26 protein-coding genes are annotated in these 25,584 nt (G+C 42.8%); 11 read left to right on the top strand and 15 right to left on the bottom strand.

The window, feature by feature from the left end:
- Positions 1–141: 141 nt before the first annotated feature.
- The 4 genes from ABXT70_RS02800 to ABXT70_RS02785 all read right to left on the bottom strand — a co-directional run bounded on the left by ABXT70_RS02800 (position 142) and on the right by ABXT70_RS02785 (position 6,360).
- On the bottom strand, positions 142–1,446 hold the full coding sequence (locus tag ABXT70_RS02800; RefSeq protein ID WP_443641667.1) for an MmgE/PrpD family protein: 1,305 nt from the start codon (positions 1,444–1,446) through the stop codon (positions 142–144).
- Positions 1,447–1,735: 289 nt separating this feature from the next.
- Positions 1,736–2,776, bottom strand: coding sequence for a GlxA family transcriptional regulator (locus ABXT70_RS02795; protein WP_443641666.1), 1,041 nt, complete (start codon positions 2,774–2,776; stop codon positions 1,736–1,738).
- A gap of 360 nt (positions 2,777–3,136) precedes the next feature.
- Positions 3,137–5,257, bottom strand: coding sequence for an acetate--CoA ligase family protein (locus tag ABXT70_RS02790; RefSeq protein ID WP_443641665.1), 2,121 nt, complete (start codon positions 5,255–5,257; stop codon positions 3,137–3,139).
- Between the two features lie 155 nt (positions 5,258–5,412).
- Positions 5,413–6,360 (bottom strand): LysR substrate-binding domain-containing protein, encoded by a 948-nt coding sequence (locus tag ABXT70_RS02785; protein WP_443641664.1) that lies wholly within the window; start codon positions 6,358–6,360, stop codon positions 5,413–5,415.
- Between the two features lie 188 nt (positions 6,361–6,548).
- On the opposite strand from ABXT70_RS02785, the gene ABXT70_RS02780 reads away from it, so the two are divergent.
- From ABXT70_RS02780 to ABXT70_RS02770, 3 genes are all read left to right on the top strand, one after another.
- On the top strand, positions 6,549–7,373 hold the full coding sequence (locus ABXT70_RS02780; RefSeq protein WP_443641663.1) for an enoyl-CoA hydratase-related protein: 825 nt from the start codon (positions 6,549–6,551) through the stop codon (positions 7,371–7,373).
- Between the two features lie 96 nt (positions 7,374–7,469).
- Positions 7,470–8,438, top strand: a complete 969-nt coding sequence (locus ABXT70_RS02775) for a 3-hydroxyacyl-CoA dehydrogenase NAD-binding domain-containing protein (RefSeq protein WP_443641662.1) — start codon at positions 7,470–7,472, stop codon at positions 8,436–8,438.
- Between the two features lie 174 nt (positions 8,439–8,612).
- Positions 8,613–9,506: a 3-keto-5-aminohexanoate cleavage protein gene (locus tag ABXT70_RS02770; RefSeq protein ID WP_443641661.1), complete on the top strand. Its 894-nt coding sequence runs from the start codon at positions 8,613–8,615 to the stop codon at positions 9,504–9,506.
- 124 nt (positions 9,507–9,630) lie between these two features.
- On the opposite strand, the gene ABXT70_RS02765 is transcribed toward ABXT70_RS02770, so the two are convergent.
- From ABXT70_RS02765 to ABXT70_RS02740, 6 genes are all read right to left on the bottom strand, one after another.
- The gene (locus ABXT70_RS02765) at positions 9,631–10,002 is read right to left on the bottom strand and encodes a carboxymuconolactone decarboxylase family protein (protein WP_443641660.1); all 372 of its coding nucleotides are present in this window, start codon (positions 10,000–10,002) and stop codon (positions 9,631–9,633) included.
- A gap of 44 nt (positions 10,003–10,046) precedes the next feature.
- Complete coding sequence (locus tag ABXT70_RS02760) at positions 10,047–11,534, bottom strand: aldehyde dehydrogenase (protein WP_443641659.1); 1,488 nt, start codon at positions 11,532–11,534, stop codon at positions 10,047–10,049.
- A 54-nt stretch (positions 11,535–11,588) separates the two neighbouring features.
- Positions 11,589–11,975 (bottom strand): RidA family protein, encoded by a 387-nt coding sequence (locus ABXT70_RS02755; protein ID WP_443642471.1) that lies wholly within the window; start codon positions 11,973–11,975, stop codon positions 11,589–11,591.
- A gap of 84 nt (positions 11,976–12,059) precedes the next feature.
- The gene (locus ABXT70_RS02750; protein ID WP_443641658.1) at positions 12,060–12,854 is read right to left on the bottom strand and encodes an alpha/beta fold hydrolase; all 795 of its coding nucleotides are present in this window, start codon (positions 12,852–12,854) and stop codon (positions 12,060–12,062) included.
- Between the two features lie 20 nt (positions 12,855–12,874).
- On the bottom strand, positions 12,875–14,017 hold the full coding sequence (locus ABXT70_RS02745) for an LLM class flavin-dependent oxidoreductase (protein WP_443641657.1): 1,143 nt from the start codon (positions 14,015–14,017) through the stop codon (positions 12,875–12,877).
- Positions 14,018–14,060: 43 nt separating this feature from the next.
- Positions 14,061–15,158 carry an LLM class flavin-dependent oxidoreductase gene (locus tag ABXT70_RS02740; RefSeq protein WP_443641656.1) on the bottom strand — a complete coding sequence of 366 codons (1,098 nt, stop codon included), beginning with the start codon at positions 15,156–15,158 and terminating at the stop codon, positions 14,061–14,063.
- Between the two features lie 258 nt (positions 15,159–15,416).
- On the opposite strand from ABXT70_RS02740, the gene ABXT70_RS02735 reads away from it, so the two are divergent.
- The gene (locus ABXT70_RS02735) at positions 15,417–15,698 is read left to right on the top strand and encodes a hypothetical protein (RefSeq protein WP_443641655.1); all 282 of its coding nucleotides are present in this window, start codon (positions 15,417–15,419) and stop codon (positions 15,696–15,698) included.
- Positions 15,699–15,801: 103 nt separating this feature from the next.
- Here ABXT70_RS02735 and ABXT70_RS02730 read toward each other — a convergent pair whose 3' ends face one another.
- The 5 genes from ABXT70_RS02730 to ABXT70_RS02710 all read right to left on the bottom strand — a co-directional run bounded on the left by ABXT70_RS02730 (position 15,802) and on the right by ABXT70_RS02710 (position 18,846).
- A complete protein-coding gene (locus ABXT70_RS02730; protein ID WP_443641654.1) occupies positions 15,802–16,209 on the bottom strand; it encodes a PaaI family thioesterase in 408 nt (135 codons plus the stop codon).
- Positions 16,210–16,321: 112 nt separating this feature from the next.
- Positions 16,322–16,483 (bottom strand): DUF2986 domain-containing protein, encoded by a 162-nt coding sequence (locus tag ABXT70_RS02725; protein ID WP_443641653.1) that lies wholly within the window; start codon positions 16,481–16,483, stop codon positions 16,322–16,324.
- A 145-nt stretch (positions 16,484–16,628) separates the two neighbouring features.
- Positions 16,629–17,000 carry a sirohydrochlorin chelatase gene (locus ABXT70_RS02720; RefSeq protein ID WP_443641652.1) on the bottom strand — a complete coding sequence of 124 codons (372 nt, stop codon included), beginning with the start codon at positions 16,998–17,000 and terminating at the stop codon, positions 16,629–16,631.
- 37 nt (positions 17,001–17,037) lie between these two features.
- On the bottom strand, positions 17,038–17,940 hold the full coding sequence (locus tag ABXT70_RS02715; RefSeq protein ID WP_443641651.1) for a TIGR01777 family oxidoreductase: 903 nt from the start codon (positions 17,938–17,940) through the stop codon (positions 17,038–17,040).
- Between the two features lie 3 nt (positions 17,941–17,943).
- On the bottom strand, positions 17,944–18,846 hold the full coding sequence (locus ABXT70_RS02710; RefSeq protein ID WP_443641650.1) for a MerR family transcriptional regulator: 903 nt from the start codon (positions 18,844–18,846) through the stop codon (positions 17,944–17,946).
- Between the two features lie 118 nt (positions 18,847–18,964).
- Between ABXT70_RS02710 and ABXT70_RS02705 the strand changes: the two genes are divergently transcribed.
- The 7 genes from ABXT70_RS02705 (at position 18,965) to ABXT70_RS02675 (ending at position 25,582) form a co-directional block, all read left to right on the top strand.
- Positions 18,965–19,972 (top strand): NAD(P)/FAD-dependent oxidoreductase, encoded by a 1,008-nt coding sequence (locus ABXT70_RS02705; RefSeq protein WP_443641649.1) that lies wholly within the window; start codon positions 18,965–18,967, stop codon positions 19,970–19,972.
- A gap of 71 nt (positions 19,973–20,043) precedes the next feature.
- On the top strand, positions 20,044–21,012 hold the full coding sequence (locus tag ABXT70_RS02700; protein WP_443641647.1) for a YbgA family protein: 969 nt from the start codon (positions 20,044–20,046) through the stop codon (positions 21,010–21,012).
- Positions 21,013–21,039: 27 nt separating this feature from the next.
- Complete coding sequence (locus ABXT70_RS02695; protein WP_443641646.1) at positions 21,040–21,465, top strand: nuclear transport factor 2 family protein; 426 nt, start codon at positions 21,040–21,042, stop codon at positions 21,463–21,465.
- A complete protein-coding gene (locus ABXT70_RS02690) occupies positions 21,462–22,196 on the top strand; it encodes an SDR family NAD(P)-dependent oxidoreductase (protein ID WP_443641645.1) in 735 nt (244 codons plus the stop codon). The genes ABXT70_RS02695 and ABXT70_RS02690 overlap by 4 nt, the downstream gene beginning before the upstream one ends.
- Positions 22,193–23,500: an NAD(P)/FAD-dependent oxidoreductase gene (locus tag ABXT70_RS02685; RefSeq protein WP_443641644.1), complete on the top strand. Its 1,308-nt coding sequence runs from the start codon at positions 22,193–22,195 to the stop codon at positions 23,498–23,500. The genes ABXT70_RS02690 and ABXT70_RS02685 overlap by 4 nt, the downstream gene beginning before the upstream one ends.
- Positions 23,493–24,356, top strand: a complete 864-nt coding sequence (locus ABXT70_RS02680) for a DUF1365 domain-containing protein (protein WP_443641643.1) — start codon at positions 23,493–23,495, stop codon at positions 24,354–24,356. The genes ABXT70_RS02685 and ABXT70_RS02680 overlap by 8 nt, the downstream gene beginning before the upstream one ends.
- On the top strand, positions 24,353–25,582 hold the full coding sequence (locus ABXT70_RS02675; RefSeq protein ID WP_443641642.1) for a class I SAM-dependent methyltransferase: 1,230 nt from the start codon (positions 24,353–24,355) through the stop codon (positions 25,580–25,582). The genes ABXT70_RS02680 and ABXT70_RS02675 overlap by 4 nt, the downstream gene beginning before the upstream one ends.
- Positions 25,583–25,584 lie beyond the last annotated feature (2 nt).

The raw sequence follows: 25,584 nt of genomic DNA, 5'->3' as shown, positions 1-25,584 counted from the left end.
TTAATCATTAGTATTACAAAGATGATAGTTCAGCGTTTGTGCTTTGGCTCGCTGGCGTTGTTCATCGCGCCCCAGCCAATTGTGTAATACTTCAGTATCCACTATTACTTTCTCCGCTCAAAAACATAAATAGGCTGATCACTAACGTAAATAAGCAATCACCTGTTTAACCACTGCAGGAGACGCATTAGTCTTTGGCAACCCTAGTACTGCATTAATAATTTGTTGCGCCGTCTCATTGTTCAAACCAGCATGGGCCAACAGCATTTTTGCCTTGCCTATCATTTCATCATCGCTAAGCGCTAATTCAGGATCTCCTTTAGCCCCCTGCCGCTGAGCTGAAAACCGCTCTCCACAACAGGTCACTACAGTCACCGCCGAGCCCCACGTTACAGGATAATTTGAGTCATAATCATTGGCCACTACAGCAGTGATACGCTCCCGCAACGATTTTAAACGGCTACGGCTAGTCTCTGAAAAAGAGTCAAAAACCACTTCCCCCGCATCTAATGCGGCAGCAACACAATGGTAGAGCGAGAATTTAGCGGCATATTCACTATCAGGTTGTGGCCTATCACACACATCCATCGCTGCTTGATAGGTATCGATATGTACAGTCTCAACCTCTTTACCCTGTAATAGCCCATGTAATTCCAAGGCAGCATCAATAGCCGGATGAGTATGCCGGCAACAAGGCCAGGGTTTAATTGAAGTATTAGATAGCTGCCATGGCAAATTGGGTTCTGCTGTCACCAACTCAGGCATGGCATCCTCGCAAGTCGCCTTGAAAAAGCCTTTGTCGCCTTCAAGTACCTGAGGTGGACCAGTAAAGTCCAACAACGCCAAATCAGCAGCAACAATGCCTGCTTCAGCGGCCCGCCCAGCATGCAAATGTTTGCTCATAGCCCCAGTTTCAAGAAACTCCCAGAACCCTGAAGACTGCGTTCCAGCATTGCCTAAGGCGTACATCGCCCGCTCATCACTGAGTTTCAATAAACACGCTGCCGCCATAGCTGAGCCAAAAGGGCCACAAGTCGCTGTATTATGCCAGATGCGATAATGGGCAGGACCGACGGCCATACCTATCCGGCACATTGCTTCAAAGCCCTGCAAAACCGCTAACAGTATTTCTCGACCATTACTGGATTCACGTTCTGCCAAAGCAAGAACTGCAGGTACCACAACACAACCAGGGTGGGTTACTGAAGCGCGATGTAAATCGTCAGTTTCCAAAATGTGCGTTAAACTTCCCGCCACCAACGCTTTGCGACCTGCATCACATCCTTGACTGGCCGCCCATGTCAGCAATTTTTTACCTGGTTCACTATTGCGCCCAGCCAGCGTATTGGCAATCGCATCCAGAGTAAAAAATGCAGCTCGCTGTAAATCACCGTCACTAACCGCTTTATTACGAATTAGCGTAATTAACTGCTGGGTTATAGTCATCTAGATGAATCTCCAAATTGATAAATATCTGCTTTATATAATGAGATTTCAGTGTTAATACCACCGATGATGCATTTAAAGCCATTAGCCTCTTTTATAATGAGCTATTAAGAAAGCACTCACAGGTTATCCAAAAAAACAATTCGTGAGCCGTAACCACAACGTCACTTACAAGTTACGTCAGGTGGCAGTGGTCAAGTACATCTGGCCACAGCATTAGAAACAATGCATAGGTCTTGGCATGACAGTTGATATATGCAGTGAGAAGGGCAGTCCTGACATGCTGAGACTAAGCCCTACTCAGTACAGCATTATTTCGGAAGCTAGTAATTAACTCCGGCCATTCTGGCAGTATTTTGGTATCAGGCCATGCTCTGCGATGATCACTTGGGCATATGCCAAAAAGATCTCGATAAGCCTTACTAAAATAGGACGAGCTATTGAAGCCTGTGGCCACACAAATATCAATCACAGGCATATTCGTTTGCGTTAATAAAGCACGAGCACGATGCAATCTTAGTGCTTTGTAAAAAGTGACCGCTGAACAACAAAAGTATCGATCGAACAGTCTTTCCAGTTTTCGTTGGGAAAGCCCCAACAATGTCGATATTTCTGGAATCGTGATCGGCTCTTCAACATTATGGCCCATGAGTTCAATCGCTTCATTCAAGAATAGTGGCACGTTTAATTGTGTGCGCGACTGCGCTCTCTTTTGTTGCGCCGTCGAAGGCCTAGTCTCAGCACTAACCATGTGATCTGCTACATCACAAGCCAGCGTCTTGCCATGATTTGAAGCAATATCATGCAACATCATATCCGAACATGACGTACCACCTGCACAGGTGATTCTTTTTCTGTCGGCGACAAAAACCTGCTCCTGAATATCAACTTCAGGATAGCGTTCTTGAAATGCATTTACACAATGCCAATGAATAGTTGCAGAATAACCAGACAATAAATTTGCCCTAGCAAGAATATAGGAACCCATCTCAACAGCACCAATAATAATACCTGTCCGAGCCATTGCCTGGAGCCAATGCAGAACTTCCGGATTATCATAATGCTCAGCATTCCAGCCACTACAAACAAAAACCGTATCCCAATGAGTATCAACAGTGGATATCGCCTTAGTCTGCACAGTGATTTCATCAGATGAAACAACACCACCACCTTCGGCAGATAGAAATTCCCATTGATACAATGTCTTTCCACTACAATTGTTAGCAATCCGTATAGGATCAATAAGAGAAGTCAGCGTAAATAAACTAAACTTTGATGTCAAAAGAATAGCGAAAGTACGGCATTCGTTCGAGATGTTTTCATAAATCATGGACCCCTCCCAATAACTTATATGTAATTACGGCAGCTTTTCGATGACATCTAACATTTGATCCAAAGTCATTTCATATTCTAAAACATATGGGTTCATGCACTACTATTCTGTTGTTACATACATAAACAAGCGCTGATTTAACCTATAAATGGCCATTCCAAACTTACTTCACTGTGATGCTAGGTTATTAATCCAAACCACTAACAAATAAAACTATTTCGCCAACTATACAATAAATTCGACGATATTATTACTTTATGGAGAAAATTTCTCTAAGATGGGGCCTAAAATAGGTTAACAAACCCCGCGCTGACTTTATCAAAATTGTTGTAATAACTTCATCAATCATTGCTATGGCTAAGGCCGATTGGCAACAATGACTAATGCATCCGCTGCGACTACACCTTGCCCTTGTGGAAGCACCAGTAATGGATTTATATCCAGCTCTAGCAAGTTGTCCCAATGGGCCTCTGCATAATCAGCAATCGCGAGTATGGCATCAACAAGGGCGTTGATATCACCTATCTTCTGGCCGCGAAAACCCTTTAACATCCTCATCACCATTAACGAATCAAGCGCACGTTCAACCGCTTGCTTATCTGTCGGCAATAACAAACTGCAACTGTCATTTAGCAATTCAACCAGTATCCCACCTGCCCCAATAACTAATGCCAGCCCAAATTGACTGTCGCGATTAACCCCAACAATCAATTCAGCAACGGCATCGTGAACCATTGATTCAACGAGAAAAGTCTCTACATTTTGTCCGCTTTTGGCTACAGATACACTCACCTCTCTTGCAGCCTCTTCAACTTCTTCAAGGGATTTTAAGTTGAGTTTTACGGCGCCCAAATCTGATTTATGTAGAAAACTAGTGCCAACCGCTTTTAACACTACAGGAAAGCCAATTCCAGCAGCAATGGCCGAGACTTCTTCAGCATGACCTACTGCTCCAACTGGAACCGGCAGACCAAATGCTTTAAGACTAGACTTACTGACCCATTCATCAAACGTCTGGGTAGCAACATCAGCCCCATATTGGGACGTTGAGACTCTAGGTAAAGTAAGTTGCGATAATCGAGTTGCTCTAAATTCTGCATATTTAGCTGCAGCAGAATAGGCAAACAAACCATCATCGAGACCTTGTAATGGCACAACGCCATTATCAATAAGATAATCACGCAATTCTACCGGTAGCAATTCGCTAATAGTAGAAATTACAAAAGCGGGCTTGCCTGTTGTTTTGTGTGCAGCAATAAAGGCATCCAAAGCCATATTCCATTCAGCCACTTCCTCAGCCACTGCATCACTTGTAACCGTAGGATGGTCATAAATCAGTATAGCTGCATCATGGTCGCCTTTCATCGAGGCGGTAAAGCAACGTTCCTGAGCTGCTTTATCACCCCATATCGAGGTGTTGTAATCAAACGGGTTGGAAATAGTGACATAGCTCGGCAACTCATCTTCCAACTCTGCAATTTGGGGGGCGGAAAACGCCCGCATTTCCAGTTGATATTCAGGCACTAAATCAGCAATTATGGCTGCTTCACCGCCAGAACATGACAAACTAAAAATATTGCGCCCGCTAATAGGTTTGGCAATATTTAAGATTTTCACTGTCTCTAGCAAACGACTCAAAGAATCGACCCTTATCACACCTAGGCGTTCAAATAAGGCACTATAAAGCGAATCTGAGCCAGCAAGTGTGCTGGTATGACTGACAGTCTGACGTGCACTCGCATCTGTTTTACCTACTTTCAACACAACAATAGGCACGCCTTTACGTACTGCTTTTTCAGCAACACGACTGAATACTTCAATATTATCAAGGCCTTCAATATACATACCAATAACATTAACCCGGTCATCCAACAATAATGCATCGATATAATCCCCAGCACCCAATACCGATTGATTACCCGTTGCTATCACATGGGTAAAATTTACCGAGCGATCATTCATAGTAATATTCATGGCAATATTACCGCTTTGAGAAATAATCGCGACACCGCTTTCAACTGTGGTTGGATAATTACCAAATAAATATGGCCACAGTGCACATTTATCCAAATAATTCACAAAACCAAAACAATTAGGCCCAACTAATGGCATATCGCCAGCAGCAGCAATGAGCTGATTCTCTATTAGCTGACCTTCTTCACCGATTTCACCAAACCCAGCGGCATAACAAACGCACCCACCGGCACCAAGTTTAGATAGTTGTTGAACAACTTGTACCGTAATTTCTTTATTAACGCCGATATAAGCCGCATCTGGTGCTGAGGGCAAATCCTTAACCGCGGCATAACATTTATACCCAGCAATAAATGCCCTCGTTGGATGCACTGGCCAGATTTCCCCTTGGAAGCCCATGTCCTGACAACGTTTAATTGACATTTCTGCTATAGAACCACCAATAAATGCAATAGTTTTTGGTGAAAAAAGCCTAGCTATAGTCTCTGAACGTGTTAGCGCCATTTGCTCTCTCTGATTGCTTCAAAAAATTTATATGATTAGGTGATAATCTGAGAATTTCAAACGGCCGTATTTCAGCTTTTCGACATAACTATAAAATTTTCGATAAACGCAAACATATTCCAGATAGGAATATTTGTAAAAAGGGGTATAAAAAATCAAATTAAAGTTGGTGGCTCAGATCGATCGGAACGTTTATTGGACAACGCTGAGTCTTCTAATACCCAATCAATAAAATTTCCTGCTTGTTGCGACAGTTCAACCCCATTGGGATAAACAAGATAAACTGCTCTGTTTTTAGACAGGGACATATTCAACGGTTGCACGAGTTTTTTATTCGCCAGTAAATCTGTGACCAAACCACTATAACCCAAGGCTATACCTTGGCCATCTAATGCAACCTGGATAACGTTCGCATAGCTATCGAAGTCTAATGTTTTGAAAGATGAGGACATGGTTACACCATGCCCTCTTAACCACCAATCCCAATCCTCGTCCGCGTGAAAATCACCGTTAAGATTAATCAACGCATGATCAAGTAAATCAGTTGCTGAACGAATAGGCTGTGCGTTCTTTAGGTATTCGGTCGTACAGACCGGAAATGAATTAATTTCGAATAATTTTATTGAAGCCAGTCCCGGCCAGTTACCCTCCCCATAACGAAAACCAATATTAATCTTATCCGCCACCATATCACAAGGTTGATCAGACACTGCTACCCGAAACTCCGCCTCAGGAAATAGTGCTTTATACTTCATGAGTCGTGGAGTAAACCAAAACGAAGAGATAGCGATAGTTGATGCTATTGAAATCTTTAGTGGTTGAACATCTTTTTTAATCCTGCCTGAAACTTCAGCGATACTCTCCAAACTCTCGTTAATCGTTATTTGAAAATCCTTACCTGACTTCGTCAAACTCATCGCTCGATGTAAACGGTCAAATAACTTAACCCCTAAATACTCTTCAAGAACGCGAATCTGCCTGCTAATCGCTTCACGGCTAACACAAGACTCTTCAGCTGCTTTGGTAACACTTAGATGTCTTGCAACCGATTCAAAAGCCAGCAAACTTTTCAACGGAGGCAATCTAGATTTCAATGTTTTCATATGGGTCTCCTGCATAAAGTTTACGAGAAAACTCTACTTTTGACTTCCGTTATTTTTCGCACAGATTAGCCCGCCAATTTTTGCAGCCCAATCATCAAATCCTATTTCAACATAAGTGTCGAATTAGTGCTTATTATGTCGCAAAACATAAAATCGATAACACTAGTTTGCCACATTATGTTTGCTTCATGACGAATTTAATGGGAAGCAAAATGCAAGAGCAGGTCAAAGTAACACGTAATGGTCGCATACTTGAAATTATCCTCGACAACCCTAAGGCCAATGCAATTGATATTACCATCAGTCAGAAACTTGGTGAGGCCTTTGTTATGCTTCGTGATGACCCTGAATTAAGCGTCGGTATTATTACTGGCGCTGGCGATCGAATTTTTTGTGCCGGGTGGGATTTAAAAGCCCTCAACGCCGGTGAAATGCAAACTGATAATTGGTGGGAAGATGATTATGGCCCGGGTGGTTTTGCTGGCCTAACCGAAATGTGGAATTTGAATAAGCCCGTTATTGCCGCACTAAATGGTCTGGTCATTGGTGGTGGCTTTGAACTCGCCTTAGCCTGTGATTTATTGATTGCTAGCGACAATGTTGAATTTGCCTTGCCAGAACTGCCTCTTGGTCTTGTCCCTGATGCTGGCGCAATACAGCGCCTTGCAAAGCGCCTGCCCTACAACAAGTCAATGGAAATGTTTTTAATTGGCGAGCGCATGTCTGCAACAGAAGCGGCAAGCTACGGTATGGTTAACAAAGTCGTACCTCAAGAGAAACTAATGGAAGCTGCTAGAGCTTGGGCTGAAAAATTAGCCAATTCTGCACCACTAGCGGTGCAATCAATAAAAGAATTAATGCGTGCTATTGAAGGTGACACAATCCAGGAAGCCTTTAAAACCATGCGAACAGCCGACCTGCCTACATACCGCGCCCTGCTGTCATCAGACGATGCACAAGAGGGTGTAGAAGCATTTGTAGAAAAACGCGCACCTGCGTTTAAAGGTAAATAAGCTGATACCTGCACCCGAAAATCAGATGACAATGGACCTGAATATTGCCTTTGTCACCTGTTTGAATTCGTCATTCAATACACGAGAATATTTAGTATGACTTCCACCTTCAAACCAATAAACCCTAACGATGTCAAGGCCGTCACCTGTCTTGGCGCAGGCCCAATTGGGGCAGGCTGGGCTGCTTATTTTTTAGCCCATGGTTATACCGTCACTAGCTACATACACAGTCTGGATGAAGAACCTGCACTGCGCTTGCTGATTGAAAACGCCTGGATCAGCCTTAAACAGCTAGGGCTGTCTGAAGGTGCCTCATTAGACAACTTGACCTGCACCAATAATCTCAAAGAGGCTGTTTCCACAGCAGATTTCATTCAGGAAAGTGTGCCTGAAAATATCGATTTGAAACAAGGTGTTTATGCCCAATTAGGAAACCTAGCTCCCACTAACGTTGTGATTGCTTCAAGCACTTCTGGTTTATCCATGACCGACATTCAAGCACACTGTGCTACCCCTCTACGCACGGTGGTAGGGCACCCATTTAACCCGCCTTACCTATTACCTTTAGTGGAAATTGTTAAAGGCGATCAAACTGCCCCCGAAGCCGTAGAATGGTTAGTTGAGTTTTACAAAATTGCAGGCAAAGCCCCACTGGTATTGCGCAAAGAGATTCCTGGTTTTATTGCCACTCGCTTACAAGAAGCTATTTGGCGTGAAGCCCTCCACATGGTAGATAATGACGAAGCCACCGTTGAAGAAATTGACTTTGCCATCACCAATGGTCCGGGGCCTCGTTGGGCATTAATGGGCCCCTGTCTGACCTTTCACAACGGCGGTGGTGAAGGAGGCATGGCCTATAATCTCGACCAATTCGGCCCCGCTCTAAAGCTTCCATGGACACGCCTTGAAGCGCCCGAACTTACTAAATCATTACGCAATAAAATGGTTGATGGCTGTATTCGTGAAGCTAGTGACAATGATTATATAACGCTTAGTCGAGCTAGGGACGAAGGTCTGGTCGCCATCCAGAACGCATTAAAAAATTGTAAATTACCTTTAACGTGATTATTTGCAGCTAACATGTTTGATTTATTAGCCAACTCTTTCCAGAGTCAAAAATACACATAAATTTAACCAAAAAATGACACTCCAGATTAAGTCCGATATTGATAATAGCAAATGCTAACAATAACTTTTCTGCTGAAACTACAGACTAACTTAACTGCTAGGAAATATATAATGAAAAACAATGTAATTATTACTTGTGCCGTAACTGGAGCAGGAGACACGCTTGCCAAACATCCAGATATCCCTGTCACTCCTCAACAAATTTCTGATTCAGTTATTGCTGCCGCCAAAGCCGGTGCTGCTATGGCTCATATTCATGTTCGAGATCCTATAACAGGTAAAGGTTCACGGGATATTGAATTATTCAAAGAAGTGATTGGTCTAGTTCGAGCTAGCGACACTGATGTTATTATCAATGTTACAGCGGGAATGGGTGGCGACTGGATACCAAGTCAAGAAAACCCAAATATGCCAGCCGAAGGTTCTGACCTCATCAGCGCAGTTGAGAGAATGGCACACATTAAAGCGGTGCAACCAGAAGTATGCACACTAGATTGTGGCACTATGAACTTCGGCGACAACGACATCTACGTCAGCACGCTGGATTGTCTCCGGGAAATGGCCATATTAGCTCAGCAGTGGGGTGTGAAACCAGAACTTGAAGTATTCGACCTTAGCCATATTCGTATTGCTCAACAGTTGATGACTGAGGGACTAATTGATGATGATCCCTTATTCCAAATTTGTCTGGGTTTAACCTGGGGTGCCGCCGCTGATTCAGAGAGTATGATGGCTATGCGTAATGCCCTACCTGCCAATGCAAACTGGGGAGGATTCGGCATAGGACGGATGGAAATGCCAATGGTCGCTCAAGCGGTTTTATTGGGAGGTAACGTACGCGTTGGTTTAGAAGACAACATTTATCTAGATAGAGGCGTTTTAGCAAGCAATGAGTCTTTAGTTCAACGTGCCCGTGAAATCATTGAACGACTCGGCTCACGAGTTGTAAGCGACCCAGTAGAAGCTCGTGAACAACTTGGTCTACCGGCCGTGTCGCATAAGTAGATTGGAATAACGCATTCGTTTTTGTGTCTGCTGAGTCACTTATTGCCGTAAATAACGCGGCTAAGACGGGCAGCAGCAGGCACCAAAATGCCCGATTTATAGATCATGCAAGCACTGATAAAATCTACAGTTCAGCAAGAACCTCTTTGGCAATTTTAGTGCTGTCAATCGCTGCAGGCACTCCACAATAAATAGCCGTTTGCAACAAAGCTTCCATAATTTCTTCTTTGCTACAACCGTTATTAATTGCTCCAACTAAATGTAACCTTAATTCATGAGGGCGGTTTAACGCCGTTAACATAACAAGATTAAGCAAACTTCGCGTTTTTCTTGGTAAACCATCTCTGCTCCAAACACTACCCCAACAATACTCAGTCACTAACTCCTGTAAAGGCATGGTTAATTCATCTGCGTTCTTTAACGAATTATTTACATACTCTTCACCAACAACTTCTTTACGTATTTTCAGGCCTTCTTCAAATTTTTCTGATGCCATACCTTGCTCTCTCTATATTTCTATTGTTTATTAAATCATACCAATCATTGCATACGAAAAGGATCATCAATTGGCTCAGACGAAGTGTTAATCCAAATAGTTTTCTCTCGGGTGTAGTCGTAAACTGCTTCAAGGCCGGACTCACGACCATGACCACTGTCCTTAAACCCACCAAATGGCGCCATTGGTGATACTGCTCGGTAGGTATTAATCCAAACGATGCCCGAACGAATAGCTTTACTCATTCTTATGCCACGACCAATATTGGTGGTAAAAATACCTGAAGCAAGACCGAAGTTTGTATTATTAGCAATCGCAATAGCTTCTTTTTCATCTTTAAATCGCAATACACTAACAACAGGTCCGAACATTTCGGTCTTCGCCACGTGCACATCCATATTCGGACACTCAATTATAGTAGGCTCATAGTACAAACCTTCAGGGTTTAAACCACTTGGACGACGCGCTCCATAAACCAGCTTTGCACCCATTTCCAACGATAATCGGATACTGTGCTCAATATTATCCAATTGGTTACGCGTTGCTAATGGCCCCATTTGAGTCTTGTCATCCAGCGGATCACCAATGCATATTTCAGCTGCACGTTCTGCAATTTTGGCAACTACTTCATCATAAATACTGTCTTGAATTAATAAACGTGAACCCGCCACACAACTCTGTCCACTGGCGCTAAAAACGCTTAACAATATACCGTTAATGGCACTTTTCATATCAGCATCGGCAAAAATAATCATAGGTGACTTTCCACCAAGCTCGGTTGACACCTGAGCAAAGTTTTCTGCTGAATTACGAATGATATGCCTCGCCGTTTCTAAGCCACCCGTAAAACTAATTCGATCCACTAATGGGTGTGAACTCAGCACCTTGCCACAGGGGTCACCAAAACCGGTAACAATATTAACTACACCAGGAGGGAAACCCGCCTCTTCAAAAACTTTGGCAAACGCCAACATCGGAGCTGAAGCATGCTCGGATGCCTTTAAAACAACTGTATTTCCTGTTGCCAAAGCAGGCCCCAACTTTACTGCCGTCAAAAACAGCTGGGAATTCCAGGGCACAATCGCTGCAACCACGCCCAGGGGCTCACGAATAGTCATGGCAAACATATCAGCTTTATCTATCGGCAGCGTCGCACCCTGCACCTTATCTGCCAGCCCAGCATAATAATGAAAATACTCTGAAATATAACCCGCTTGCCATCGAGTTTCTTTTAATAATTTTCCTGTGTCCGTAGTTTCAATCTCACCCAGTTCTTCAGAATGTTTAGCTAAGAGATCGCCCAACCTGCGTAACAATTTACCCCGCTGTGTTGGTAACATCGTACTCCATGGGCCAGAGGTAAATGCTCGATGCGCTGCCTTAACAGCAAGATCCACATCCTTAGCACTAGCTTCAGGAATAGTCGCCCACGATTCACCCGTCGCCGGATTCATACTTTCGAACGTTTTATTGTTCTCTGCATTAACGTACTTACCGTCAATATACATCTGATATTTTTTTAATTCAGTCATAGTATTACTCCAATGTCATGATCCCAATAGAAAATATGGTGTCATTACTTAACTCTAATCAACGTTAATTTTCGATGGCTTATGTCCATCACTAATATACGCGATGCATTCAATTTCAATTTTTATATCCACTAAAAAGTCAGACACCAAGGCTGAACGTGCAGGTGGCATTTCTGTAAAGTATTGACCGTAAACCTCATTAAACCCTGGAAAATCTGTTCGATCTTTCAGCCATATCATGGACTTCACAACGTTATGCAAATCACATCCGCAATCCAAAAGTGTTAAACGTATATGTTCAATACAGTTTTTGGTTTGCTCTTCTATACTTCCTTCTGTCATTGGCTTTCCATCCAGCATAGGTATTTGCCCAGTAAGGAATATAAAATTTCCAGCTCTAACGGCCTTCGACAAAGATAACCGCCGATTATTGATTACCACCGGTCCGCCCAGAACTTCAACCCCATCTAGTATCACAACCAAAACCCTCCATTATGAGACGCTAAAGGCATATATTCGACACGACTATTCTTCAAACACAGTAGATAAAAAGCCTATAACAATGCGATTGACTGTTGGTGGATCTTCTACTAAAGCCATGTGCCTCAATCCCTGCAGAATCGCTAATCTTGATCCAGGTATTTTGACAGCCATTTTTTCGGCCATTTCGGCTGAATTACCATAATCTTCTGCACCAGTCAAAATAAGTGTCGGACACACAATAGTAGAAATTGCCTCCTCCATACCTATATCAGCATTAGCCAACAACATATATAACTCAGGATATACCTGCTTGTCATTTGCCAATACCCATTGACGAACCTTCTCAATAGTCTCAGGGTTGTTTTCTATAAACCCGGTCGAAAACCAACGTGCCAATGCATCTGAAACCGTTGTCCCAGGGCCATCAGCGCGACACTGTTCCACCCGTAACATAATCCCTGCTCGCTGCTCATCCGTGCGCGCATGGGCTGAGTTCATCACCACCAAAGCAGATACCCGGTCAGGATGAGCAAGAGTAAATGCCTTGGCAATCAAACCTCCTAACGAAAACCCGATGACTACACAATGCTGATGCCCTTGAGCATCAATAAGTCGATGTAACTGATCAACCATCTGCGGCATGGTATAAGCACCCTTAGGCTTAATGCTGTCCCCATGCCCAAGCAGGTCATAACGCAACACAGTGAAGTGTTGCAAGAGCGCATCAAGCTGCCATTGCCACATATCCATGTTGAGGCCTAAGCCATGTATTAGTACAACAACAGGCCCTGCACCATCCTGTTGAAAAGCCGTATCGGCTTTTATTTTAGCATTCATATTTCATCTAACATTACATATTAACAAAACTGAGGCATAACTTTCTCAGTGAACATTTTCACACTCTTCATTACATGCTTGTGCGGTACACATGGGAAGTTAGACCAAACCTGTAAATGCTCAAGCCCCAACTCAGTTTGCAATTCATGAATTTTTTCAGCCACGTAGTCAGGCGTACCAAACAATAAATTTCTAGGATGCAGAAAATCATAATCCAGTAAATCTAGCTTGTTGGGCGTCTCTGGCAACTCTTCACCAGGGTTCATATGGTTGCCAAGACCACGCCAATGGGCTATCCAGCGAATATAAGTAAGTATACCTTCCGCTGCCAATTCTCGTGCCTCATCCATGCTATCTGCAACAAACATGTCACGCACTAAAGAAATGCCTTCACCTAATGGTACTTGATGCCCTTTATATTCAGACCGAGCTTTCTGAAATATTTCAAAACGTGGTTTTAGTGCAGCCACAGTAGGTATCCACATAATACTTTTTAAACCATGTAAACCGGCCCACTCTATTGAACTGGCACCATCAACAACCTGCCAGATTGGTGGATGTGGCTGCTGCAATGGTCTGGGTACCAGCCCTATTTTAGTCAAGGCATTTGTCTCTAAATCCATAAAGCTTGGATCTGGAGGGCTCATATCGTGCTGCCATTTAAAATTGGGGGCTGGATAATTATAAAACTCACCCTGATGATCAAACAAATCCTGAGTCCAGGCTTTTTTAACAATATTGAGAGATTCTTCAAACAGGCGATAATTCTTCGCGGGATCAGCAACATCAGCTTCAGGGTTCATATGAATGGCCTCACGACCATAAACACCTCGGCCAATACCGCATTCAACACGGCCGTTTGACAATTGATCAAGCAATGCCACATCTTCCGCAAAACGCAGTGGATTCCAAAATGGAATAATACTTGCCGCCTGACCAACACGAATCTGTTGGGTTCTTGCGGCAATGTCAGCGGACATCATTAGAGGATTAGGACACGCATCCATGCCCTCATGATTAATATGATGTTCCGTCATCCAGATAGAATCCCAACCTGTTTTATCGCAATATTGGGCAACATTACGCGTTTCATCAATGAGTTCTTGATAGGGTCTATGATCCCAATTGGTTAGGTTATAAAAGTATCCAAATTTCATCATCATCACCTTTTTTTAAAAATTACATCCAATTGACATGAGCGACTCGTTATTTGAATTCTGGGATTACTTCGTTGCAAAACATCCGCAACGATCGTTTTTGAGCTGCGTGATCGAGTCCCATAGAGGCATAATAAATGAACTCATCTACACCCAACATCTGATAACGCTTGAGCTTTTTGATCACAGTATCGGGTGACCCAAACATCAGGTTTTCCTCCAACATTAAAGGGTCATATTGTTCGCGGCCCTCTAACTCACAAAGTGGGATTTCTTTCGGAAATCCATTTTCAACGTCGCCAAGATTACGGTATAAGTTTTCGAATTGCCCCAAAACACGTGTAATCGCGTTGATTGCCTTATCGCGGTCCGACTGATTTTCATACAGGGCAGTATGGCGCATTAGTGCAAAAATTGGGTTCGCAGTACCGCCATGCTTTGCAATGGATTCATCTAAATGCCTCCTGTACAACTCGGCCTCGGCATGTGGACGCGTGAACGGCCAACACATAATATTAGCATTATTAGCAACAGCATAATCATAAGTGATCGGTGATCTAGCTGCGACCCAAATACGTGGGTCAGCTTGTAAAGGCTTTGGCACTGAAGTCGAGGTCGGAAACTGCCAGTATTCCCCCTCATGCGCATAATCACCCTTCCATAGAGCCAAGACGGCAGGCAGCATTTCCTGCATATATTTATACCCATCAGACTGAAGTAAACCAGGCTTCATTCGATCAAACTCACGCTGATACGCCCCAGACCCAATGCCAAATTCCAATCGGCCACCACTAACCAAATCAAGGAACGCAGCTTCCCCTGCTAACTTAATCGGATGCCAATAGGCTGCATTGACACAAGCCGTTCCAAGTCTAATTTTATTGGTCTCGCCAGCCCACCATGTCAGTATTTGAAACGGGTTGGGGGCAATCGTCATTTCCAGAGCATGATGTTCAGCAGCCCAGACAATCTCAAACCCACCATCCTCAGCCATTTGCACCATTTCTAACGTGTGGCGGGAAACATCCTTCATATCGAGACTACTATCCAGGCGCTCAAGATTTATAGCTAATTGAAATTTCATCTTAGAATTCCTTTCGTAGGTGTGGAGTAAATCCACCACTTTATAAGGATTATTTAATTTCATTTTAACGGCTAGGTAAAGTCAAAAAACATCGACTTTTGCGTAACATTACAGTCACATGTAATGTGTGCCAAACAATAAGTTCTCCTTAGCTTCCTAACTCAGTAGTATAAACAGCTAACGCAAAATGCAGCCCCAGAAGAAGGCTTTGAGTGGAACTTCGATATCAACCTAGCGACCCAGAGTTGGACAGGGAACAAGTATTGTAAAGTACTATTGCAAGGACAATGTGATTTGCTCATGAGCTATTAGCACGCCAGCATGCAGTTGGATTCTGATCTCCATAATGACGAGATAGAATTCATGAATACAGGCTACGACAAACTGCTCCCAGTGAGCACTGAAAACTCATTAGTTCAAGCCTTATTGAGGCTTTCAGCACGTGACTTAAGCCATCCCTTGAGCACCAACGCGTTTAGTCCACAAGGGTTTAGTTTAGGCTGGTTGCCAAAAGGTTTGATCATGGTTGTGACAGAACAAAATTTGCATTGGATTAATGAAGAAATTGAGTGGAATATTGGTTTAGACATACCACTCTTTTGACGCCACAATAACCTTAGCTTTAAATTGAAACCATTGCGGGATTTGCTTAAAGTAATAGCCTAGCTTACAGGAGTTACTTTTTTGTGTGCTAATTTTCTAAGCTTTACGTTTTCGCAGGTAAAGCATACGTGCCCATCACATGGGCCACAGGCTTCTCATCACCACGAGAGTATAACATCACCTCCCCCATCACTAGAGTGCGCCCTACTTTAACCAACTTACAGTGACCCACTATGTCTTTTTCTGCAGAGGGTTTTCTTAAAAAGTTGATCGACAAGTTAGAAGTGACCGCTAGCGCAACTAAACCTAGTTCACCCAGCACTGCAGAATATAAAGCCACATCTGCTACTGTCATGAGTATTGGGCCTGAGACTGTGCCTCCCGGACGCAATTCATCAAACCCTATGGGATGACTTACAGTAGAACTGCACTCTCCAATAGCCTCTACCACACACTTAGATTGAGGAAATTCCCGTGCTAAAAACTCTGCAATAACTTGTGTGGTTGCCACGAAAATCCCTTTCAGTTTGAACGTTGGTACATGCTACCACTAGAATACGCGAAGCGACCAGTGTGGTTGCCAACGCTGGCAGCATTCATGCTGTTGTTATACATTATTAGGGTCATTGTTCAGCAACAAAAGTTGGATCATCGGTATCCTCTGCAGCTGATTCCACTCGATCCACTTTGCTAATGTACTTAGGCTTACTTTGCGGGTTCAATTTAGCGTTAGACCTTTTAATACGAGCCTTTAAAATCTGAATACCTTTTTTACGACGATTCATGGCTTTCTACTCATATTTAAACACTGATATAATAGCAGCTTAGAACATGTAACCAAACCGTATAAAACGCTAATTGGTGTCTCGCTATAAATCACAACATTCGCTGGCTTGTTTGCTGGACTGCACCACAGTGAAATTCTAATGGCTAATGGTTATCATTTTTACAGGCTTCAACAATAACATTTGCCATGGCATCCAAAGCACCAATATGAGGCAACACTGTTATTTTTTTATCAGGCCATTGATCTAAGACCTTGTGAATCTCTCTTGGTATGTCCTGCACAACATGATTACCAGCGGATAAAAAATAGGGTAAAACCACCACTTCTGTGGTTTTACCATTAAAAAAGTCAACCAGCACACTCTCTATAGAAGGTGACGCAAACTCCAAAAAAGCCAACTCCACGCCAGCAAAAGCCACACCCAAGTTGGCTGATACCTTTGCTACTAATGCCTTTAACTCATCATTCGATGACTCTCTTCGGCTGCCATGGGCCGCAATCAATAATTGTTTCATGTGTCTTCCTCCAAGGATTAAGCGTTGTCTTGCATATTTAGTTAGCAGTGCCCACCAGCAAGTCATCTAAGGCTGACTTCAAGCTGCGAAAGTTAAAGTTAAAGCCGCTTTCTAACAATTTCTGAGGCACTACATTCTGACTATCAAGCAAGAGGCAGGATGATTCGCCAAGCAAAGCCCATAAGATTTTTTTCGGCATTGGAAAAATGGCTACTCGATTGAGCGACTTAGCTAACGTTTGAGTGAATACGCTATTTTTTTGCGCTTCTGGAGCAACCAAATTGACCGCCCCTGATATGTCTTTATCTAGTAATACGTAGTGCATCGCATTAATGTGGTCTTGATAATGAATCCATGACATATATTGCCCACCATCACCAATTCGTCCACCTAAACAGCACTTAAATGGTAATAACATCTTCGCTAAAGCACCACCATGAGCAGCTAAAACGATGCCAGTTCTCAGCAAGACCACACGGGTATAAGACTGAGCCTGCATGGCAATCTCCTCCCAACCCAGGCACAGCTCTGTGGAGAAATCACCTACTTCAACGGCAGAGGCTTCCGTAAGCTCTTGTTCACCCCGATCTCCATATACACCTATGGCAGAACCATTTAAAAAGACCGACGGTGGCTTTTGACTGAGTGCGAACAATGCCACTAATTGCTGAGTTAACAACCACCGGCTTTGGCAGATAATATGTTTCTGTTTAGGGCTCCACCGTTTGTCAATAATGGGTTCTCCAGCAAGGTTAATAACAGCATCAAATCCATCTAGATTCTGTAAATGTTCTAATGAGTCGATGAGGCTAACTGTAGCAGGCAGTGCAGCATTACTGTCTTGTATAGATCGAGTGAGCACCGTAAATTGGTGATCGCCAAACTGTCGAATGAAGGCCTGGCCAATTAAACCAGTACCACCTGTAATCAATATATTCATGGGCTACCTCGGGTCATCCTGGGGCACTGTTTGCCGCTTTATTAAACTATCAATACAAGATTTTAAGTTTTCAAATACACGCCCTTCTGCATACAAATCAGCAAGCACTGGTGCAGTACCACAAAGAAAAAGCCGATCGTTTTTAAGCAATATTTTGGCCATCAACTCTTGATCTAAATCTTTCCACATACCATCTTGGTAAAATACCGTGTGCGCGTGTTCAAATTTTCCAGCGAGCTCAATTACAGCAGCAACGCTAAATGAGGGCGTTAATAAATGTACCGCAAACTTAGCATCGGTTAATTCCAGAGCCATTAGTGCCAAACGCCAGGTTGGTGTTTGATTACCGGCAATCAAAACCACAGTATCAGCAAATTTTTTCTTAGGAACTTTAGCGCTGGTACGAATTAATGCATAGCGAACCAGTTCACTTTCTGCAAAACCTAGGGCCGCACCATGGTCATCAATCAAACTTAGTTCAGAAAACAACGGCTTCATCAAACGTTCACTGCAAATAGGGGCGGGATAATTAGTAAATGATTTGTGTATTAAATGCTCAACTTTGGTCGCTGAAAATAGCTCAACTGCTGCTATAAGCTCAGCAACTGCATGTTGCCAGTTTCCAGCCTCGCTGACTTGCGCATCCACCGCCACATTGTTCTGAAGCAGAGCCTTGACCTTGCCAATAGGCACTCCCCTCGCCACTAAGGTTAAAATCCGTTCAATGGTAGCAACATCATCTTCTGAATAGAGCCTGTGACCTTTTGGAGTTCTCTGTGGCTTTAACAGGCCATAACGCCGTTCCCAGGCCCTGAGGGTAACCGTATTGACTTGAGTGCGAGCACTCAATTGCCGGATAGGAAACTGGCTTTCAGGTTCTTGGTTATGATTCGCAGCTGTATTCATTGAAACCTATTTATACCTGTCTAGATTCTTTCATAAATAATTATACAAAAAATAATACTGTACAAGTATTTAATTGTACAGTATTATTTTTTGTATAACTATTTGAGTAATAAATTACATGCACTCACTCACTACTGAAGTTGCCATCATTGGTGCTGGCACCGCTGGCTGTTTTATGGCCAACCTGCTTGATGAAGCTGGCATCGACTGCCTTCTCATCGAAAAAAGCAGAGGTTTCGGTGGCCGCTGCAGTCGCAGGCGTATTGACAATGACTACAGCATCGATTTAGGCGCCCCTGAATTTTCACCCAGCAAGGTGACTCACCCACTACTTAAGGATAAGTTAAGCACATGGGTTAGTGCAGGCTATTTATCTCCATGGACTAAGAATATTAGCCGTTTCGACACACCCACTGGCAATAAAGAAACACTAGAAACACTCTGTGGCACGCCCTCAATGAGCACATGGCATAACAAAATTGCTGGCCATATTAATAGTCTGACCCAGAGCAGAGTGTACCGGATAAAGCGAGCTGATAGCCATTGGCATCTGCTTGATAAAAGCCATCAACTTCTTGCTGTAAGCAACAGAATAGTGATCACGTCTCCTCCAGAGCAAGCCATTGATCTACTGAACTCGGTCGGCAATCTTAGTTACTCCAAAATATCACCCAGTGACAGCCACCCTCAATACGTCTGCGCAATTGGTTTTACACAACCTCTGAATATGAATGCAGATGTCTATAAAAGTGGGCATGCACTATTACATACGGCAATTCGAGAGAACAGCAAACCGGATAGAACCTGTCCAGCACCACTGCAAGAGATTTGGGTACTCCACAGCACACATGAATGGGCACAGCAGCAATGGCATGCAGACAGTGACACAGCAGCGATTCAATTGACAGAATCGTTCTGCCAGCACTTCGGCATTGATGCTAAGCCAAGCATTCTAACATCCCACTACTGGCGGATGGCACAACATAAAACAGCATCACAAGAAAACACCCCCTATATTTGGAATGATGCTCTTAAGGTTGGCTGCTGTGGGGATTGGTTAGGCAGTGGCGGTACATTTGGCGCACTCAACAGTGCATTAGCATTGCATCAAAAAATGCTTAAATAATAGCTTTACATAATAAATAGGCAAGTGAGAAATAGACCATGAATAACCAAAGCACCATTGCCACCGATAAGGTGAAAAATGAGATTAATCAACCTTCTATACAGGTAGGTATCAGCGCCTGTTTAGTAGGAAATGAAGTGCGCTATAACGGTGGTCACACACAATCTCGGCTATGCCTTGACCTGTTAAGCCAGTGTTTCAAATTCACCAGCTTTTGCCCTGAGGTAGAGGCTGGATTTGGTATTCCAAGACCTACGATGCGACTCACCGGTGACCCAACGTCTCCACAATTGGTGTTTAGTAATGACAGCACATCAGATTTAACCGCACAGCTTGTCAAAGGTTTCGAGAAGAAATTACCTGAAATGGGTCACCTTGATGGGTATATTTTGATGAAAAACTCACCCAGCTGCGGACTTGAGAGAGTAAAGGTATACCAACCCAATGGGCATCCACATCAAATTCGCACTGCCGGTGTGTTCGCCAAAGCATTAAAAGAACAATACCCGCTAATGCCAATCGAAGAAGAAGGGCGCCTACATGACGATAAACTATTTGATAATTTTGTCCTGCGTGTCTATGCCTATAGCAATTTTCGCAAAGAGGTTTTGGAACAACCCAGCTTGCACAAGCTGATGGTGTTCCACAGTCGCTATAAGTACCTCTTAATGGCACATAATCAAGACAAATGCCGTACACTTGGAAGGTTGTTAGGTGCCAATAAAAATGAATCACTTGAAGAGCTCACCCATACCTATTTTAGCTCTTTCATTGAGGCGCTTTCCAAGCCTGCAAGCAGAAAAAATCATGCCAATGCGCTATTTCATATTTTAGGGTACTTAAAAGGCAACCTGTCTTCAATGGGACGTGAGCATATCGTTGAAATTATTCACAATTATAATAAAGGCCTCACACCGCTGACTACACCTTTAACTTTGCTGAAACATCATTTGATGCAACACGGCTCTGCGTACATTAAAGACCAGCGATATTTAGAGCCTTACCCGGAAAAAATAAGCCCAATGGTTCGATACCTTTAATGAGCTAACGATTAGAGTACCCACATTATGAATACAATAATTGAAAAGTTATGCCTCTATTACAAAGAGTTCAGCCAAGAAAGCCTTGCTGGGCTTGGTGAAATTTACCACCATGAAACGGTTTTTGAAGACCCTATTGGTAAAAAAATTGAAGGCCTTAACCACCTTAAACGTCACTTTAGTCAAATGATGTCTAATGTCACCTATTGCCGCTTCGAAATTATGGAGGTGGTGAGTGACGATTCCCAAGGGTTTATTAGTTGGACTATGAAGTTTGCTCACCCAAAGTTAAATAACCACCAAGAGATTATGGTGCTTGGTGTGAGCCAAGTGAAGTTTAGTGACCGCATCACTTACCAAAGAGATTACTTTGACCTCGGCAGTATGTTTTATGAACACGTACCGATACTCAAAAAAGTGATTAGCATGCTTAAAAAAAGGTTGGCTGCGTGAAGCGTATCTTAATTACAGGGGCAAGCTCTGGTATTGGTATGCACCTTGCTAATAGCTACTTAGAAGCTGGCTGGCAGGTCATTGCCTGTGGTAGGTCATTGAGTAAATTACAAAGCGCTATTAAAGCAACACACCCAGCATTAATCCTGTGCACTTTTGATATTAACCAGCGCACTGAGGTAATAAACAAACTTAAGGAAGTCAGAGCGCTTGATGCCGTGATACTCAATGCAGGGACATGTGAATACATGGATGATCCATTGTCATTTGATAGTGCGCTGTTTAAAAGGGTCATAGACACCAACGTTACTGGCACAGGGTATTGCTTAGAGGGAGTATTAAGCAACATTAACCAAGGTGGCCAGCTAGCCATTGTTAGCTCATCAGTCACCATGTTGCCACTCACACGTTCTGAAGCTTATGGTGCTTCCAAAGCCGCGTTAGATTATTTAACACGCACACTGGCCATTGACCTAAGTCCAAGAGGTATCGCTGTTTCACTTATTCGTCCAGGATTTGTAGATACCGCTTTAACACAAAAAAACACTTTCTCCATGCCTGGCATCATCTCTGGCGAGCAGGCCTGCAAGTACATTATGCAAGGTCTTGAACAGAGAAAGTTGGAGATTAATTTTCCAAAGATATTCTTTTTCATTATGAAAATATTATCGTTATTACCTAACGCACTCTGGCGACGCCTTGCTGTTAAAATGATCAGGACAGCCGAATGACATATTCACATCCCAAACAAAGGCGCATTGCTATTATTGGTAGTGGTATTTCAGGACAAACATGTGGCTATCTGCTAAGCAAACATCATCAGGTGACTCTATTTGAAGCTAACGACCATTTGGGTGGACACACAGCAACCATCGACCTTGATATAGACGGTAAAACCCTAGCAGTGGATACTGGTTTTATCGTATTTAATGATCGTACTTACCCTAATTTCATTAAAATGATGGATCAAATTGGGATCACTAGCAAACCGACTGAAATGAGCTTTAGCGTGCATAACCAAGCCACGGGGCTTGAGTACAACGGGCATAGTTTAAATAGCCTTTTTGCACAGCGTCGTAATTTATTAAAGCCACGCTTTTATTACTTTATTATCGAAATTCTACGCTTCAATAGGCTGTCAAAAAAAGCTCATCTGTTGAGCCAGAATAACCAAGGCACCTTAGGGGAGTTTCTTGATAAGCATGGTTTTAGTGATTATTTTGCTACCCATTATGTCCTCGCAATGACTGCAGCCATTTGGTCAGCTTCTATTAACAGTTGTAGAGACTTTCCATTACAATTTTTCCTGCGCTTTTTGAGTAATCACGGTTTACTGGACATTGCTAACCGTCCTCAATGGTATGTGATTGAAGGTGGCTCGCGTTGCTACATACCAAGATTAACCAAAGCTATACAAGACATTCGACTTAACTCGGCAGTAGAGTCAGTCACGCGTCATAGGGACCATGTTGAAGTTATCAGTCAAAGCGGGGCTGAATTATTTGATGAGGTTATTTTTGCCTGCCACTCAGACCAAGCGCTGGCATTATTAAAAGATCCAAGTCAGGACGAAACTGAAGTGTTGGGCGCCATTAAATACCGCGCCAATGACGTAGTGCTGCATACAGATAATAGTTTACTGCCCAAACGCAAAAAGGCGTACGCTAGCTGGAACTACTGTATTGACCCGCTAGTCGATGAGTTACCAACGCTAACTTACAACATGAACATTTTGCAAGGGCTCAAAACTGAGCAAGACCTTTGTGTCACTCTTAACCAAACAAAACGCATTGATCCACAACATATTTTACGTCAATTTACCTACGCACATCCCGTTTTTTCACTCGAGTCTATTACCGCTCAAAACCAACGGCACACTATTTGTGGTAATAATTTAACTCACTTTTGTGGTGCATATTGGTACAACGGATTTCATGAAGATGGTGTGAAAAGCGCTTTAGATGTATGCCAACGCTTTGATATCACTCTTGATACAACTGATGCTGCTACACAACAAGGCACAGCAAATGCATAACGCTCAGACACATAGCCAAACGGCTCATCATAAGACTATAAAACCTGCTCTGAAAAGTGCATTTTATATTGGTCACGTGTTCCATAAGCGTTTCTTCCCAAAAGTGCATGAGTTCACGTATCCACTCTATATGAATTTTTTAGACCTCGATGAGGTCTCGTTACTTAATAGCAAATACTGGTGGTTTTCATCGCAGCGATGGGCACCTTTGCAGATCAAGATATCAGATTACTTTAGAAATGAACCACTAAATATAGATGAGTCATTATCTGATACTGGGCACATGTTAAAGGCCCGTGCCATTGCTATAGCGGGCTCATTGGGTGCAAACGTTAGCACTATCAACCGCGTATGCGTGTTAGCGCAATTACGCTGCTTTGGCATTTATTTTAGTCCTATTAATTTTTTCTTTTTGTATGAAAATCTTACTGCCAGATACCTCATTGCCGAAGTAAGCAACACACCTTGGAATAATAGCCATTGTTACTTAATCGATTTAATATCACCCGCACCAACCGAAAAAGCATTTCATGTTTCACCCTTTATGGATTTAGACATGGAATACCGGTGGCGTGTTAAAGAGCCAACTTCAAGTACAAACATCCATATAGAAAGCTGGCGTGGGCACCACCTATTTACTGCATCGTTTTCAGCAACTCGGTATGACATTAACACTAAAAAATTAACTGCTGTATTTCTGCGCTGGCCAATCGTATCTGTAAGCATTGTTAGAGCTATTTATTGGCAGGCATTAAAGCTGTTTTTAAAACGCATTCGTTACGTGCCATATCAAATAAAAAAATCCGAATCACCTACCTTGTCGATTAGAAAGTCCACTACAAAGAGTAAATCATGACCATGCCCATGCCCAACACCAAAGACATTGAGAAAATGGGGAAACCCTCGCTCAGTAAAAGAATAGTGTATTCATTACTCAAAAAGTTAATCGATGGCCATATTCGGCTAGTGGAGAATGGTCACGAGGTTTTGTTTGGTAATCCTGATGCAAGTATCAACGTAACCATCACTATTCATGACCAAAAGGCTTACTCACGTATTTTATGGGGTGGCAGCATTGGTGCAGGCGAAGCCTATGTAGAAGGCTTATGGAGCAGTGATAACTTAGTCGACGTGATTCGACTATTCTCTCGAAATCTAGCAACACTGGAAAAGCACGAACAACGTTTTGGTTTTTTATTGAACATTATAAATATGTTTAAGCACCGGCTAAATCGAAATAGTAAAGCTGGAAGCCGAACAAACATAGCCGCCCATTATGACCTAAGCAATGAAATGTATCAGTTCTTTTTAGATGAAGCGATGCAATATTCATCTGGAATATTCCCTCATAAAACGACAACGCTTGAAGAGGCCCAGCAGCATAAGCTCAAAACTATCTGTGATGCATTAAAACTCACTAAAGATGATCATTTACTAGAAATAGGCACTGGATGGGGTGGCTTAGCCTGTTATGCAGCTAAAAATTATGGTTGCCAAGTCACTACGACAACCATATCAGAAGCCCAGTTTGACTTAGCACAACAGCGTATCAGTGATGCACATCTTAACCATAAAATTACACTATTAAAAAAAGACTACCGGGACTTAACGGGCCAATACTCCAAAATTGTTTCCATTGAAATGATTGAAGCCGTAGGGCATAAGTTCATGCCTACCTACTTTAAAACGTTGGATAAATTATTAAAACCAGGTGGAACATCCTTTATCCAAGCAATCACAATGAATGATCAACGCTACGATAGCTATGTTAACAACGTGGACTTTATCCAACGTAATATATTTCCTGGTGGCCACTTGCCTTCTGTCAGTGTGATTTGTGATCTAGTTAAAAACAATACCAACATGTATATGAAACAGTTATCAGACTACCGCATTGATTATGCTAAAACACTCAACGCCTGGAGAGTAAGTTTCTTAGACAATCGCGAAGCAATTCAATCGTTAGGCTTTAACGAAGATTTTATCCGCCTGTGGGAATATTACTTTTGCTACTGTGAAGGTGGCTTTCGTGAGTCGGCAATTGGCTTAGCCCATATTGAACTCATTAAGAACGAATACTAAGG

Origin of the sequence: Candidatus Njordibacter sp. Uisw_039 (assembly GCF_047730075.1) — a bacterium.
In the GTDB taxonomy this organism is placed as follows: domain Bacteria; phylum Pseudomonadota; class Gammaproteobacteria; order Pseudomonadales; family Balneatricaceae; genus Njordibacter.
This window is presented reverse-complemented; position numbering and strand designations above follow the sequence as displayed.

Bases quoted from the DNA above. Each gene is read 5' to 3' on its own strand.
- ABXT70_RS02800 (WP_443641667.1), bottom strand. From the start codon at position 1,446: ATGACTATAACCCAGCAGTTAATTACGCTAATTCGTAATAAAGCGGTT.
- ABXT70_RS02780 (WP_443641663.1), top strand. From the start codon at position 6,549: ATGACGAATTTAATGGGAAGCAAAATGCAAGAGCAGGTCAAAGTAACA.
- ABXT70_RS02775 (WP_443641662.1), top strand. From the start codon at position 7,470: ATGACTTCCACCTTCAAACCAATAAACCCTAACGATGTCAAGGCCGTC.
- ABXT70_RS02720 (WP_443641652.1), bottom strand. From the start codon at position 17,000: ATGAAACAATTATTGATTGCGGCCCATGGCAGCCGAAGAGAGTCATCG.
- ABXT70_RS02715 (WP_443641651.1), bottom strand. From the start codon at position 17,940: ATGAATATATTGATTACAGGTGGTACTGGTTTAATTGGCCAGGCCTTC.
- ABXT70_RS02785 (WP_443641664.1), bottom strand. From the start codon at position 6,360: ATGAAAACATTGAAATCTAGATTGCCTCCGTTGAAAAGTTTGCTGGCT.
- ABXT70_RS02725 (WP_443641653.1), bottom strand. From the start codon at position 16,483: ATGAATCGTCGTAAAAAAGGTATTCAGATTTTAAAGGCTCGTATTAAA.
- ABXT70_RS02760 (WP_443641659.1), bottom strand. From the start codon at position 11,534: ATGACTGAATTAAAAAAATATCAGATGTATATTGACGGTAAGTACGTT.
- ABXT70_RS02790 (WP_443641665.1), bottom strand. From the start codon at position 5,257: ATGGCGCTAACACGTTCAGAGACTATAGCTAGGCTTTTTTCACCAAAA.
- ABXT70_RS02685 (WP_443641644.1), top strand. From the start codon at position 22,193: ATGACATATTCACATCCCAAACAAAGGCGCATTGCTATTATTGGTAGT.
- ABXT70_RS02675 (WP_443641642.1), top strand. From the start codon at position 24,353: ATGACCATGCCCATGCCCAACACCAAAGACATTGAGAAAATGGGGAAA.
- ABXT70_RS02765 (WP_443641660.1), bottom strand. From the start codon at position 10,002: ATGGCATCAGAAAAATTTGAAGAAGGCCTGAAAATACGTAAAGAAGTT.
- ABXT70_RS02750 (WP_443641658.1), bottom strand. From the start codon at position 12,854: ATGAATGCTAAAATAAAAGCCGATACGGCTTTTCAACAGGATGGTGCA.
- ABXT70_RS02735 (WP_443641655.1), top strand. From the start codon at position 15,417: ATGCAGTTGGATTCTGATCTCCATAATGACGAGATAGAATTCATGAAT.
- ABXT70_RS02680 (WP_443641643.1), top strand. From the start codon at position 23,493: ATGCATAACGCTCAGACACATAGCCAAACGGCTCATCATAAGACTATA.
- ABXT70_RS02705 (WP_443641649.1), top strand. From the start codon at position 18,965: ATGCACTCACTCACTACTGAAGTTGCCATCATTGGTGCTGGCACCGCT.
- ABXT70_RS02795 (WP_443641666.1), bottom strand. From the start codon at position 2,776: ATGATTTATGAAAACATCTCGAACGAATGCCGTACTTTCGCTATTCTT.
- ABXT70_RS02740 (WP_443641656.1), bottom strand. From the start codon at position 15,158: ATGAAATTAAATAATCCTTATAAAGTGGTGGATTTACTCCACACCTAC.
- ABXT70_RS02770 (WP_443641661.1), top strand. From the start codon at position 8,613: ATGAAAAACAATGTAATTATTACTTGTGCCGTAACTGGAGCAGGAGAC.
- ABXT70_RS02710 (WP_443641650.1), bottom strand. From the start codon at position 18,846: ATGAATACAGCTGCGAATCATAACCAAGAACCTGAAAGCCAGTTTCCT.
- ABXT70_RS02695 (WP_443641646.1), top strand. From the start codon at position 21,040: ATGAATACAATAATTGAAAAGTTATGCCTCTATTACAAAGAGTTCAGC.
- ABXT70_RS02745 (WP_443641657.1), bottom strand. From the start codon at position 14,017: ATGATGATGAAATTTGGATACTTTTATAACCTAACCAATTGGGATCAT.